The organism is Anaerotignum sp. (assembly GCF_045122575.1).
In the GTDB taxonomy this organism is placed as follows: Bacteria; Bacillota; Clostridia; order Lachnospirales; family Anaerotignaceae; genus Anaerotignum_A.
This window is the reverse complement of record NZ_JBGVHV010000028.1, coordinates 1-12,820: the sequence shown is the minus strand read 5'-3', so window position 1 is coordinate 12,820 and position 12,820 is coordinate 1. Positions and strand designations below refer to the sequence as shown.

Here is a 12,820-nt window from a genome sequence, read left to right as displayed (position 1 = left end):
ACATTTGCCATTTTATAAGCAGCAATACTGCCTGTTACACCCAAAACAACGGTTTTGCCTTTTAACATTTTTGATCTCCCTTTTCTTTTACGTACTTCATTTTTATCGCCTTACGGCTTACCATTGACAGTAGTTTAACATACTTTCTCTTTTTCGCAAAGGTTTTTCGAGAAAAATTGTGATTTTAGTCACCAAAATCCAGATAAGTCGCTCCTTCCAGCGGTACAAGGATCTGCAGACCCGTTCGGTCGTTGATATCTCCGACAATATAAATGGTGTATGCTTTTCCGTTTTCTACGGAAACATCGGGGCTTTCTACCAGATTGGCACCGCTGAGGCTATCCCGCATTTTCAGATTATGGCTGCCTGCGGTCGTCTGCAGATAGCGGCTCACATCCTGATAATTCAATTCTGCCAGAACCAGTGCATCGTCCCAATAGGCATCCATGGCAGGTGCATTGGGAGATAACTGCACAAAGCGGACATAGGCACGGTTTCTGTTCAGATTACGGCGGCTGTCATTGATGGCCTGCATGGAAATATCCCCCGCAAGACCAATGACCGCCATGGTAATGATATCATTCGCCTGTACCCGCAGGGTTGTCACAGTCAACGGATTTCTCCGAGTGCCTGCGGCATATACGGCAATGCGATACTGCCCGGGAAATACCTTCATATATTCTGTAAAATTGCGATACAGCAGGCTGTCTGCCACTTTTCTGCCATTGACATAGATATCTACACTGGGCTCTCCGGGGCTGGTATTCAGAAAACGGATATAACCAAACAGCGTGATCCCGGGAATGATAGGAATGACCGTGATCCTTGTATTGTTGGGCAATGTGATAGAAGGATATCGCCCGCGGGCATTGTCATTGGCCATTTCCTCCGTCAGTATTTCTTCCGAAAATGTACCGTTGATCTCTTCTTCCGTCAGAGGCAGCGGCATGAGCATATCCTCGCTTGTTTCGTACCAGTTATGGTTGGGCATAGAAGATCCATCCTCTCGTTCTGTTCTTTTTCAGAATATGGAGGGACAGATTTTTCCGTGCAAAAAAAGAGCACAACTTTCGTTGTGCTCCCGTGTTTCCATCAATCCAGAACCAGAGAAGGTGCTGTATATACTCTTGCTGCCAGTTCCTGATCCAGCAGATACAGGCTTCTAGGGTCGCTGCCAAACAGTTCAATCTTTGTGATGAGGTCGTTTGCATTCTTTTCTTCTTCACCCTGTTCTTTTACGAACCAATCCAGGAACTGCATGGTTCTGAAGTCATTCACTTCTTTTGCAGCCGCATAAATGGTATGGATCAGATCTGTTACATACATTTCATGTTTCAGGCCTGCATGCAGAGGATCAGCCAGTTCTTTCAGTTCCACATCAGGAGCTGCGATGGCGCCCAGTGTTACTTTTTCACTGTTGTTATGCAGGTAATCATAGAACAGCAGGGCATGGTCTCTTTCTTCCTGCGCCTGAATACGATACCAGTTTGCAAAACCTTCCAGACCTTTGTCTTCAAAGAAATTGGAAAAATCCAGATACAGGTATGCGGAATAAAATTCCTTATTGATCTGGTCATTCAGCAGTGCTACTACTTTTTCATTCAACATTACATTTTCCTCCTTTTGTTCAATCATCATTTTTATCTTCTTCTGCCTCTTCATCTTCCGGATCTTCTTCCGGCAGTTTAGATGCAAGTACCTTCAAAATTCGTTTTTCTTCAAAGGCTTCCACCTGGAACAACCAGCCATGCAGAGCAATTTCGATCACTTCATCATCTTCAGGGATACGCCCCAAGCGGCCGATTAGATAACCGCCCAGAGTATCATAATCCTCATCTTCTTCAAAAGTAACCTCCAGCTGTTCTTCCACATCCTGCAGATCTGTGGAACCGTTGATACGGTAGATATTTTCTTCGATCAGCGTAATATCTTCCTCTTCTTCCTCATCGTATTCATCGAAGATATTGCCGAAAATTTCTTCCATGATATCTTCCATGGTAACGATGCCTGCTGTGCCGCCGTATTCATCAATGACAATGGCCATGTGTACCTTTTCCAGCTGCATTTCTTCCAGTAGTTCATCTACTTTCTTGGAAAAGGGAACGAAATATGGTTCCATCAGAAGGTCTTCCAGATGAAAATTCCCCTCTTCCACACGGGTCACGTCTGCAAGAATATACTTCACCATATCCTTTACATGGTATACGCCGACGATGTTATCGATATTATCATCATATACAACGATACGGGAATATTTTTCCTCCGCTGTCACATTTTTAATATCTTCCAGTGTGGCATCCAGAGGTACTGCAACGATATCCGTTCTGTGGGTCGCAATGCTGCCTGCAGAAAGGTTGCTCAGTTCGAAAATGTTATTGATCATTTCTTTTTCATTTTCATCGATCGAGCCGTTATCGCCGCCGGCATCCACCATCTGACGGATCTCTTCTTCTGTTACCGTATTTTCTTTGCCTTGCACCATTTTGCCGCCGATCTTCGTCAGCAGCACAAGGTTTAAGATCACAGAAAGCACAAGGCCTATATAAGCTTCCAAAAAATATCCCTCCAAAATCATACGAAAAAAATAAAGTTTCTTTTTCCATAGTATATGGGGAAAAGGGTCTGATGTCAAGTTTTGCGGCGCTCTTACAATATATGGATAAAATAGAAAAACCCCGACCAAAAAGGTCGGAGTCTTACATTTAATCCATCTTCTTCTTTTCAGAATGACAGCCTTTGCTGTGGGCACAGCTGGAACAGCCGCTGCCGCATTTGCCTTCATGTTCCATTTTCATAATTTTCGCCTGTTTCTGCATCTTGCGAATATTAAAGAACACAAGGAAGAAAATCAGTATTGCAGGAATGATTGCTGTAAAAATCGTTTCCATATTCATTGCACCGCCTCCTTAAATATAGTGATCCATGTATTCATGGAGTTTCTTTTCCCATTCTTTTTCATCGACCAGATTCTTTGCGAGATCTTCAATGATCAGCTGATCGCTTTCACGCATGCGCCACAGCTGCTTCCAGTCCAGAGGGAAGCCCATACGGCGTGCCATCTGATATTTTCTCTGTTCCAATTTGGGAAGTGCCAGGAAAGAATCGATATATTCCAGCATCCAGGGAATATCTGTATCCATATTGCCGGTTACTTCCTGCAGCAGGTTGATGATATGGTCGCTGGTGATTTTGCCGTTTGCTTTAGAAGGATCGATATGGGCGATCAGTTTTCTGATCTCCAGCAGTTTATTCATATCTGTATCTTCTGTCCAGTGGCCGGAATCACGCACTTCTTCCATCAGAGAGCCTGTTCTCAGCACGAAGGTACGCAGTCGAACAAAATTGGGATTTACTGCATTGATGACTTTTGCGGTTTCGATGGCATTGTCATCGGAAAGTTCCTTGCCGCCGACACCGGGCATGAAATAGATCGACAGTTCGATCCCCGCTTCTCTTACCTTTCTGCCGCCGATGATCTGTTCTTCCTGCGTGCAGCCTTTTTCGATCAGCGCAAGAACTTTGTCAGAACCAGATTCATAACCGGAATGGATACGATCCAGACCTGCTTCCTTCAGCATTTTATAATCCTCAGGGCTGATCTTCGCCAGTGTATTAGCTCTGCCGTAGGATGTGATACGTTTGATCTCGGGCAGTTTTACGCGCACATAACGGATGATTTCCGCCAGCCAGTCGGGACGCAGGCACATGGTATTGGCATCCTGCAGGAAAATAGAATTACAGTCCCCTTCTGTCATCCAGCGGAACACCATGTGGTAACACCAGCGCTGATCGTCTGTTGTCAATGTCTGATAGTCCCTGTTGATGGCTTCGATATCCCAGTCATCTGCGGTTTTATACTGCAGGATACGATCTCTCAGTTCCGCCATGGTGTCGATATCCTTTTTGACATCTTCCACAGGACGTGTATGGAAATCATATTTTTTATATAACATACAGAATTTACATTTATTCCAAGGGCAGTTGATCGTTACACGCAGCAGCAGGCTGTTTGCTTCACTGGGTGGACGAATGGGCCCGATCTGAAAAACCATTTCTTCCATTTCTGTTTCTCCTTTAAAAATCAAAAACTACTCTTAACTTTATAATTGTAGCAGATTGGATGGAAAAATCAAGGGCTGTCCGTTTCCTTATTTTTATGCTTTTCATCGATAAAATCGGGACATACTAAAACGGAGGTGATAAACATGAGCAAAAAGAATACGAACAAACGAAACCCTTCCATTCCCAAAGATACCGTTTATAATCAGGACTATTATCAGATCCGACAGAATTCCGATTACAACGACCATGGGAAATCTGCCCCAAACAACAATATTTTCTGGGAAAAACGCAGCAATCCTCTCAGCAGCAAAGGGAATTGATTTCCTATTACGTGCATAAAGTAAGGAGAGGTGATCAATATGGCATTAAAAAAATATAAACCCTATCTGAAATCCATTGCCATCCCTCTGGCGGTTGGCGGGATATCGGCTTTCATCACCATGAAGGGGATGCCCTATTATGATATGCAGAAAAAGCCCTTTTTCACACCTCCCAATGCAGTATTCCCCATCATCTGGACGATCCTGTATGTCCTGATGGGCATCAGCGCGGCGCGGGTGTGGCAGTCCAATGATCCCAAAAAGAAACGGGCGCTGAAAACCTATGGCCTGCAGCTGGCAGTCAATTTTTTCTGGAGTGTCCTCTTCTTCGGTCTGCACCAGTATTTTCTGGCTTCTCTCTGCCTGCTGCTCCTGATCTTTCTGGTGGCAGCAATGATCAGAGAATTTGCCGAAATCGATCTGAAAGCAGCAAAGCTGCAGATCCCCTATCTGATCTGGTGCTGCTTTGCCGCTGTTCTGAATTTCAGTGTCTGGTGGCTGAATCGGTAGAAAAAAGAGCATTTCGATCTGAAATGCTCTTTTCTCATTCTGATTTTAAGGATACAGAAATATATTGATAGCAAAGCCTTTGGAGGTAGTTTATGAAAGGATTCAGAAACTTACATATTTCAAGGAAAAAACTGGACGTCGGTGTCCTTGGGCTGGGCGTTCTTCTGGCTGCCCTTTGTATTCCTCCCGCAGCAACCAAAGTCGGTTCTTTTGCAGCTGCAAACCTGGAACGAAAACTTCCCATTTATTGCGTTCAGACGGAAGAACCAAAGGTATCTGTCAGCTTCGATGCAGCCTGGGGGGCTGATGATACAGACGAATTACTGCAGATTCTCAAAGAAAACAATGTGAAGGCAACCTTTTTCCTCTGCGGTTATTGGGTAGAGAAATATCCTGAGGAAGTGAAAAAAATCGCCGAAGCCGGCCATGATCTGGGGAATCATTCCGCGACTCATCCCCACATGGAGCAGCAGAGTGCAGGGCAGATCACAGAAGAACTGCAGAAATGCCATAAAAACGTAAAAGACCTGACGGGGATCGAAATGGATCTGTTCCGTCCCCCTTTCGGAGAATATGATAATGAAGTCATCGAAACAGCAAAACAAAATGGCTATTATACCATCCAATGGGATGTTGACAGTCTGGACTGGAAGGAACAGGGGGCTGAAACAGAGATCAATCAGGTTTTAAACCATAAGCATCTGGGAAACGGTTCTATTATCCTTTTTCATAATGATGCAAAATATACCCCGCAGGTATTGGATACCATATTGAAGGGGCTGAAAAACAAGGGCTACGATATCGTCCCTGTTTCCGAACTGATCCATCGGGGAGAATACGAAATGGATCACGAGGGCAGACAGATCCCAAAAACATAAAAAAGAAGCGATACGCCGAATTTTTTCGGAATATCGCTTCTTCTTATTTTTCCAGTCGCTGTCTTACCACTTCATACATCAGTACCCCTGCCGCAATGGATGCATTCAGGCTTTCCGCCTGCCCGGGCATGGGGATCTTTACCCATCTGTCACAAAGGTCTGCCGCATCATCAGACAGACCGCGGGCTTCATTCCCGATGATAAATGCGCAGCTTTCAGCCAGATCAAGGCCGTAGGGGTAAGTATCCCCTCTCAGATGGGCTGCATACAGAGGAATATTATTTTCTTTCAGTTTTTCGGAAATTTCGTTAAGGTCTACATTCTGGAATACAGGCACATGGAACATGGAACCCATCGTAGAACGCAGTACCTTAGGATTATACAGGTCTACACTGCCCTTGGAAAGGAAAACAGCATCAGCACCGCAGGCATCGGCCGTACGGATGACCGTGCCCAGATTGCCGGGGTCGTTCAGTTCCTCCGCCAAAATCAGAAAGGGCTTTTCTTTTGCAAACACAGCCGCTTCATCCCAGTTCAGTTTTTTGCAGACCGCAAGGATACCCTGAGGGTTTTCCGTATCGCAGACAGATGCAAACAAAGCATCGGGCAGACACAATACTTCCGCTTTCTTTTCGTATACAGAAAGGTCATTTTCATTGGCAAAGGTATCGCTGACCGCATAGGCTTCCACAGCCCAATCCGCAGGCACTTCGCTGATAAAACGCAGCCCCTCAGCCACAAAAACGCCTTCCTTCTCTCTATTTTTCTTTATTTTCAATCCGTTCAGTCGTTTGACCCATTTGTTATCACGGCTTTCGATTCGTTTCATGGTATCACCTCTTTTCTATGATAACGAAGAACCCCTTTCTTTGCAAGAAAAAAGATGCAAAATCTCCCTCTCTGTGATATGATAAACGCAAACACATTTGTAAATACAAGAGGAGGTTTTACATATGACACCACAGGAAAAAAGAAAAGAATTACTGAGCGCTACTCTGGTAAAAAATCTGGAAAAACGCCATTTTGAAGCTTATTATTGCCCCACCGCAGCAGAAGCGGTTGAAAAAGCCCTGTCCCTGATGCCCGCAGGCAGCAGCGTGACTTGGGGCGGTTCCATGACCATCCGCGATATGGGTCTGACTAAGGCAGTGAAAGAAGGTAACTATAACGTGATTGACAGAGACACAGCAGCAAATCCTGCAGAAATGAGAGAAATGATGCGTCAGGGCCTTCTGACAGATTTCTACCTGACCAGCACAAATGCTATGACAGAAGACGGTGTTCTGGTAAATATTGACGGTACAGGAAACCGGGTGGCTTCCATTTGCTTCGGCCCTAACAATGTAATTGTATTGACAAGCCTGAGCAAAGTAGCACAGGATGTGGATGCTGCCATCAAGAGAGTACGCGGCTATGTAGCACCCGTAAACAGCATGCGTTTCATGGGGAAAACCCCCTGCGCCGTAGACGGTACCTGCCACAACTGCACATCCCCCGAATGTATCTGCAATCAGGTTCTGGTAACCAGAGTCTGCCGTCCTGCCGGCAGAATCAAAGTCATCCTGATCGGTGAAGAACTGGGCTTCTAAGACTTTACTCCCCGCTCCCTATGGGCGGGGTTTTCTTCTGAAAGGGGGAAAAGATATGAAAATCATGGTTGATGCCGATGCCTGTCCTGTCAAGGAGCTGATCATCGGCTGTGCAAAGAAACATGGTCTGGAAGTGGTCATGGTCTGCGACGTGGCACACATGCTTTTTTATAACGAAGATTTTGTAAGGGTCATTACCGTAGATCAGGGGGCTGACAGTGCCGATCTGGCCATTGCCAACGGTACACAGACGGGAGATATCTGCATCACACAGGATTACGGCCTTGCCTCTCTCCTGCTGGCAAAAAAAGCTACGGTTCTCCATCATAACGGGTTCTTTTACACCCAAGAAAATATCGACCGTATGCTCTTTGAACGCCACCTTTCCCGTGAAATGCGCCGCCAGAAAAAATCCCGCGGCGGCCATGTGCGCAAACGCACCAAAGAGGATGACGAAAAATTCCTCTCCGCTTTGGAAAGAGCCATCGAAAGAGGAAAACAGAATCCATAAAAGAAAACCCTATCCTAACGGATAGGGTTCGTTTTTTTATTCGGGTTTGATACGGGCAATACCTTCTTCCACAGCCACATCGGCTACTGCTTTTGCAACCGCATCTGCAACGGCTTTATTCAGTGCAGAAGGAATGATATTTTCCGCGTGCAGTTCTTCTTCGGGAATCATTGCCGCAATAGCATACGCCGCACGCTGTTTCATGCTTTCTGTGATCTCCCTTGCACGAACAGCTAACGCCCCTTTGAAGATGCCGGGGAAGATCAGTACGTTATTGATCTGATTGGGGAAATCGGAACGGCCTGTGCCCACAACTGCTGCGCCGCCTGCCTTTGCGTCCTCAGGCATGATCTCGGGAACAGGGTTTGCCATAGCGAAGACAATCCCCTTGTTCATGGTGCCTACCATTTCCTTTGTGACCATATTGGGTCTGGAAACGCCCACAAAGGCATCTGCCCCCTTCATGGCATCGGCCAGCAGGCCTTTTTCATGGTGTAGATTGGAAATATGGGAAATTTCCTCCTGACCGCTGTTGAGACCTTCGTCCCCTTCGCAGATAATGCCGTTTTTATCGCACATGATGATATTGCCAAAGCCCATGGAGATCAGCAGTTTGCCAATAGCGATGCCTGCTGCCCCTGCGCCGTTGATGACGATACGCATTTCCCCCATTTTCTTGCCTGTCACCTTCATGGCATTCAGCATTGCCGCCGCAACCACGATGGCTGTGCCATGCTGGTCGTCATGGAAAACGGGAATGTCACAGATCTCCTTCAGTTTCCGTTCGATTTCAAAACATCTGGGAGCAGAGATATCTTCCAGATTGATGCCGCCGAAGCTTTTGGAGATCAGATAAATGGTATTGACGATGGTATCTACATCCTTGGAATCAATACACAGAGGGAAGGCATCCACGTCACCGAATTCCTTGAACAACACACATTTCCCTTCCATCACAGGCATACCGGCTGCAGGGCCGATATTCCCCAGACCAAGAACTGCCGTGCCGTCTGTGATCACCGCTACCAGATTGGAGCGTCTGGTCAAACGGAAGGATTCTTCATAATCTTTTTCGATGACACGACAGGGCTCTGCCACCCCTGGGGTATATAACAGGGAAAGGTCTTCTCTGGTTTCCACAGGTTTTCTGGAAACCACTTCGATTTTCCCGTTCATTTCATAATGCAGATCCAATGCTTTTTTGTTGATATCCATTTTATTCACCTCTTACACCATCTGTTCGGGATGGAATACTTCGTCAAATTTTTCTTCTGTTAAAAATCCCAGTGCCACACAGGCTTCTTTCAGGGAAATATTTTTTTCATAGGCTGTTTTTGCTGTTTTTGCCGCATTTTCATAGCCAATATAAGGGCTCAGGCCTGTGACCAGCATCAGAGAACGATGGAGATTTTCTTCCATTTTTTCTTTATTTGCCACGATACCGCAAACGCATTTTTCACGGAAGGAATCCAGACCATCGGCCAGCAGGCGTACAGACTGGAGATATTCATAGATCATCACAGGCATATATACATTCAGTTCTAGATTACCCTGAGAAGCACAGATGCCAATGCCTGCATCATTGGCCATGACCTGCACGGCTACCATGGTGATGGCTTCGCACTGGGTAGGGTTCACCTTGCCGGGCATGATGGAAGAACCGGGTTCGTTTTCGGGAATATAGATTTCCCCCAGACCGCAGCGAGGGCCGCTTGCCAGCCAGCGGATATCGTTGGAAATTTTCATCAGGTTTGCCGCCAGCCCCTTCAAAGCACCATGCACAAATACGATCTCATCCTTTGCTGTCAGGGAGTGGAATTTATTTTCCGCTGTAATAAAGGGAATCCCTGTCAGTTTGGAAACTTCTTCTGCCGCCGCTTCCGCAAAGCCTGCAGGTGCATTCAGCCCTGTACCAACAGCTGTGCCGCCCAGCGCCAGTTCAGCCACTTCTGTCAGACCCATTTCGATCATTTTTTTACTTTTTTCCAGCATATTTCTCCAGCCGGAAATTTCCTGAGAGAAGGTGATGGGTGTGGCATCCTGCAGATGGGTTCTGCCGGTTTTGATGATGCCCTCATTTTCCTGTTCCAGTCTTTTCAATTCTGCGATCATTCGTTCCACAGCAGGGATCAGTTTCTTTTTTGTTTCCAGTACAGCGGCAATATGCATGGCTGTGGGGAAGGTATCGTTAGAGCTCTGGCTCATATTGACATGGTCATTGGGATGCAGCAGTTTTTCCCCTGCGATTTCATTGCCGCGATTGGCAACCACTTCATTCATGTTCATATTGGACTGGGTGCCGCTGCCTGTCTGCCATACAGCCAGAGGGAACTGGTCATCCAATTTGCCTGCCAGCACCTCATCACAGACCTGTCCGATGATCTCACATCTTCTTGCGTCCAGTTTGCCCAATCTATGGTTTGCCTGCGCCACTGCCTTTTTCAAAATAGCAAAGGCATAGGTGATCTCCTTCGGCATCTTCTCCGTGCCGATTTTGAAGTTTTCATAACTTCTCTGGGTCTGTGCCCCCCAATAAGCATCCGCAGGCACTTTCATTTCGCCCATGGAGTCTTTTTCAATACGATATTCCATAATGATTCTCCTTTGTATATCTATGCATAAAGTGGATTTTTTCTCTGAAAAAGATGATACCACGCTTCCCTCTTTCCTGCAAGCAGACTTGCCATTTCCCTTGAAAAATGCTACACTTTTTCCATATCGATCGATAAAAATAAAGGAGGAATGTCTAATGTATACAACCAGCATTGCCATTCAGGTATTGCCCGATGTTTCCGATATCAAAAAAGTATGTGCCATTGTAGACGAAGTCATCGCCTATATCAAATCTACCGGCTGTCATTTTGAGGTCGGCCCCTTCGAAACTGTTGTGGAAGGCGATTTTGATATTCTGATGAATATTATCAAGCGCTGTCAGGAGATCCCCATCGAACAGGGGGCACCTTCTACCAAAGCATACATCAAGATTTTCCATAATCCCACCGGTGTTCTGACCATCAATGAAAAAATCGATAAATACAGATAAGAAAAGGAATTTACATATGAAATATATTATTTTTGATCTGGATGGTACGCTGATCGATTCTATGCCTGTCTGGCGCGGAACGGGCAGCACCTTCCTGCAAAACCATAACTTCCCTGTTCCCGAAAACCTGATCGAAGTGGTAAAAACCCAGACCATCTGGCAGACCGCAGAATGGTTCCGCAGCGAACTGGGCGTTCCCATGGAGCCCAAAGATATCGTCAATGAAATCGTGGCATCCGTCGTAGAGGCATACCGCCATACCATCCCTCTGAAAAAAGGAGCAAAGGAATATCTGGAAAAGATGGCCTCAAATGGAACGAAAATGTGTATCCTGACTGCCTCTGAAGCCGATTATATCTATCCCGCTCTGGAGAGACTGGATATCTGCAAATATTTTACCCACGTGCTGACCTGCACTGAACTGGGGAAATATAAAGACGATGGCGCAGCCTACCTGGAGGCCATGCATCGGATCGGCGGCACATTGGAGGATACCGTTGTTTTCGAGGATGCATATTATGCAGTCAAAGGTGCAAAAGCAGCAGGGTTTTCGGTTTATGCTGTTCTGGATGAAGTCGTTCGGGAAGATGATATTGATAAGATCAAGGCGGCTGCCGATGTTTGCATCCACTCCTATCACGAATTATTGTAATAAAAATAAGACACCAACTCTTTCGGGAATTGGTGTCTTTTCTTTTAGTCTTTCATTTCTTCTCCGCGATAATAGGCCGCCGCTCGTTCCGGGCTGACCATGCAGATAAAACAGTCTGTGGCATATTCGAAGCCTGCAAAGCCACCGATACGGGGCAGAATCTCAATATGCCAGTGGAAATCTCTGTTTCTGGGGCCGTCCATCACACAGATATTATAGCCAATATTCTCTTTTAATCCGGTGACCTTCTGAAGCATTTCCCAGAGCAGATCTGCGAGATCTTTTCTTTCTGCATCAGTCATTTCACCGAAGTCTCTCTGATGGGCTTTGGGTGCCAGCCAGAGTTCGTAAGGAAATCTGCCTGCATAAGGTGTGATGGCAAGAAAATGCTCTGTTTCTGCCGCAATGCGTTTTTTCTGTTCTTTTTCGTATGTAAGCATTTTGCAGAAAAGACAGTCATCCTCCTGCATGTGTTCTGCCATAGCTGCCGCCCTTCTGGGTACGATGGGAAGCCCTGTAACCTGCCAGTGGGAATGTCGGATACTCATCCCTGCGGAAGGACCGCAGTTTTTGAAAATCTGTACATACTGCGTATGTTTTCTGGCACGGAAAAAATTCAGTCTATCCTGCAACACATGCAGCACCTTTTCGATGCGCTCTTTGGAAAAGGTATCGATGGTCTCATTATGATTGGGCGTATCCACCAGAACTTCGTGCCTGCCCCTGCCGGCTGCTACTTCATAAAAGGGTTCCTCTGCACATTCCACGCAATCTTCCTTTACGGTAGGAAACATATTGGGAAATACACGCATCTGCCATGCGCCATCAGGGCCATCCTGATAAACGGCATCCATCGTCCATGTTTCATGGCCGCCACAAAAAGGACAATTCTGGTTGTCTGTACTTTTCGTCTGGGTTTTATGAACAAATTCATAAGGGCGATTTTTTCTGTTTTCCGCATAAAGCGTCATTTCTCCTGTAAAAGGATTGGTTCTGATCTCAGACATTGGTTACTCCCCTTTCTGATATGTCCATTTTTCGATTCCATGGAAAACATTAAATTCTGTAGGCTCGATGGTTCCGCTTACATGTTTGGATGTAAATACCGCTTCGTTGCGGTATGCAATGCTGATATAAGGCAGTTCCTCTGCCAGTTTTTTCTGCAGGCCGCTGTATGCAAGCAGTGTAGGACCTTCGCCAATGGCCTCTCTCGCTGTTGCCAACAGCTGATCCACTTCCTCGTTGGTATAACCAA

At 46.0% G+C, this 12,820-nt stretch carries 17 protein-coding genes; 7 read left to right on the top strand and 10 right to left on the bottom strand.

Going from position 1 to position 12,820, the window contains the following annotated elements:
* Positions 1-184 precede the first annotated feature (184 nt).
* The 5 genes from ACJMLT_RS01265 to ACJMLT_RS01245 all read right to left on the bottom strand — a co-directional run bounded on the left by ACJMLT_RS01265 (position 185) and on the right by ACJMLT_RS01245 (position 4,061).
* The gene (locus ACJMLT_RS01265) at positions 185-991 is read right to left on the bottom strand and encodes a DUF4397 domain-containing protein (RefSeq protein WP_405725396.1); all 807 of its coding nucleotides are present in this window, start codon (positions 989-991) and stop codon (positions 185-187) included.
* A gap of 101 nt (positions 992-1,092) precedes the next feature.
* Positions 1,093-1,608: a ferritin gene (locus ACJMLT_RS01260; protein ID WP_405725393.1), complete on the bottom strand. Its 516-nt coding sequence runs from the start codon at positions 1,606-1,608 to the stop codon at positions 1,093-1,095.
* A gap of 19 nt (positions 1,609-1,627) precedes the next feature.
* The gene (locus ACJMLT_RS01255; RefSeq protein WP_405725390.1) at positions 1,628-2,554 is read right to left on the bottom strand and encodes a hemolysin family protein; all 927 of its coding nucleotides are present in this window, start codon (positions 2,552-2,554) and stop codon (positions 1,628-1,630) included.
* A 148-nt stretch (positions 2,555-2,702) separates the two neighbouring features.
* Entirely contained in the window at positions 2,703-2,894 is a 192-nt protein-coding gene (locus ACJMLT_RS01250; RefSeq protein ID WP_405725387.1) for a FeoB-associated Cys-rich membrane protein, read from the bottom strand.
* A 12-nt stretch (positions 2,895-2,906) separates the two neighbouring features.
* Entirely contained in the window at positions 2,907-4,061 is a 1,155-nt protein-coding gene (locus ACJMLT_RS01245; RefSeq protein WP_405725384.1) for a radical SAM protein, read from the bottom strand.
* A gap of 144 nt (positions 4,062-4,205) precedes the next feature.
* On the opposite strand from ACJMLT_RS01245, the gene ACJMLT_RS01240 reads away from it, so the two are divergent.
* The 3 genes from ACJMLT_RS01240 (at position 4,206) to ACJMLT_RS01230 (ending at position 5,770) form a co-directional block, all read left to right on the top strand.
* Positions 4,206-4,382: a hypothetical protein gene (locus ACJMLT_RS01240; protein WP_405725381.1), complete on the top strand. Its 177-nt coding sequence runs from the start codon at positions 4,206-4,208 to the stop codon at positions 4,380-4,382.
* Positions 4,383-4,421: 39 nt separating this feature from the next.
* Positions 4,422-4,892, top strand: a complete 471-nt coding sequence (locus ACJMLT_RS01235) for a TspO/MBR family protein (protein WP_405725378.1) — start codon at positions 4,422-4,424, stop codon at positions 4,890-4,892.
* 92 nt (positions 4,893-4,984) lie between these two features.
* Complete coding sequence (locus tag ACJMLT_RS01230; RefSeq protein ID WP_405725375.1) at positions 4,985-5,770, top strand: polysaccharide deacetylase family protein; 786 nt, start codon at positions 4,985-4,987, stop codon at positions 5,768-5,770.
* A gap of 43 nt (positions 5,771-5,813) precedes the next feature.
* On the opposite strand, the gene ACJMLT_RS01225 is transcribed toward ACJMLT_RS01230, so the two are convergent.
* Positions 5,814-6,599 (bottom strand): TrmH family RNA methyltransferase, encoded by a 786-nt coding sequence (locus tag ACJMLT_RS01225; RefSeq protein WP_405725372.1) that lies wholly within the window; start codon positions 6,597-6,599, stop codon positions 5,814-5,816.
* Between the two features lie 124 nt (positions 6,600-6,723).
* Between ACJMLT_RS01225 and ACJMLT_RS01220 the strand changes: the two genes are divergently transcribed.
* Together ACJMLT_RS01220 and ACJMLT_RS01215 are read left to right on the top strand one after the other, a co-directional pair.
* On the top strand, positions 6,724-7,359 hold the full coding sequence (locus ACJMLT_RS01220) for a lactate utilization protein (protein ID WP_405725369.1): 636 nt from the start codon (positions 6,724-6,726) through the stop codon (positions 7,357-7,359).
* A gap of 55 nt (positions 7,360-7,414) precedes the next feature.
* Positions 7,415-7,870: a YaiI/YqxD family protein gene (locus ACJMLT_RS01215; RefSeq protein WP_405725366.1), complete on the top strand. Its 456-nt coding sequence runs from the start codon at positions 7,415-7,417 to the stop codon at positions 7,868-7,870.
* A 36-nt stretch (positions 7,871-7,906) separates the two neighbouring features.
* Here the strand turns inward: ACJMLT_RS01215 and ACJMLT_RS01210 are convergent, their stop codons facing one another.
* Positions 7,907-9,085 carry an NAD(P)-dependent malic enzyme gene (locus ACJMLT_RS01210; RefSeq protein ID WP_405725363.1) on the bottom strand — a complete coding sequence of 393 codons (1,179 nt, stop codon included), beginning with the start codon at positions 9,083-9,085 and terminating at the stop codon, positions 7,907-7,909.
* Between the two features lie 12 nt (positions 9,086-9,097).
* The gene (fumC, locus tag ACJMLT_RS01205) at positions 9,098-10,462 is read right to left on the bottom strand and encodes a class II fumarate hydratase (RefSeq protein ID WP_405725360.1); all 1,365 of its coding nucleotides are present in this window, start codon (positions 10,460-10,462) and stop codon (positions 9,098-9,100) included.
* A gap of 157 nt (positions 10,463-10,619) precedes the next feature.
* On the opposite strand from fumC, the gene ACJMLT_RS01200 reads away from it, so the two are divergent.
* Both ACJMLT_RS01200 and ACJMLT_RS01195 read left to right on the top strand, forming a co-directional pair.
* Entirely contained in the window at positions 10,620-10,913 is a 294-nt protein-coding gene (locus tag ACJMLT_RS01200; RefSeq protein ID WP_405725357.1) for a thiamine-binding protein, read from the top strand.
* Between the two features lie 16 nt (positions 10,914-10,929).
* Positions 10,930-11,565, top strand: a complete 636-nt coding sequence (locus tag ACJMLT_RS01195; protein ID WP_405725354.1) for an HAD family hydrolase — start codon at positions 10,930-10,932, stop codon at positions 11,563-11,565.
* A 44-nt stretch (positions 11,566-11,609) separates the two neighbouring features.
* Here ACJMLT_RS01195 and galT read toward each other — a convergent pair whose 3' ends face one another.
* Together galT and ACJMLT_RS01185 are read right to left on the bottom strand one after the other, a co-directional pair.
* Complete coding sequence (galT, locus tag ACJMLT_RS01190; RefSeq protein WP_405725351.1) at positions 11,610-12,572, bottom strand: galactose-1-phosphate uridylyltransferase; 963 nt, start codon at positions 12,570-12,572, stop codon at positions 11,610-11,612.
* Between the two features lie 3 nt (positions 12,573-12,575).
* Positions 12,576-12,820, bottom strand: a 245-nt coding sequence (locus tag ACJMLT_RS01185) for a hypothetical protein (protein WP_405725348.1), incomplete at its 5' end; no start/stop codon positions are given.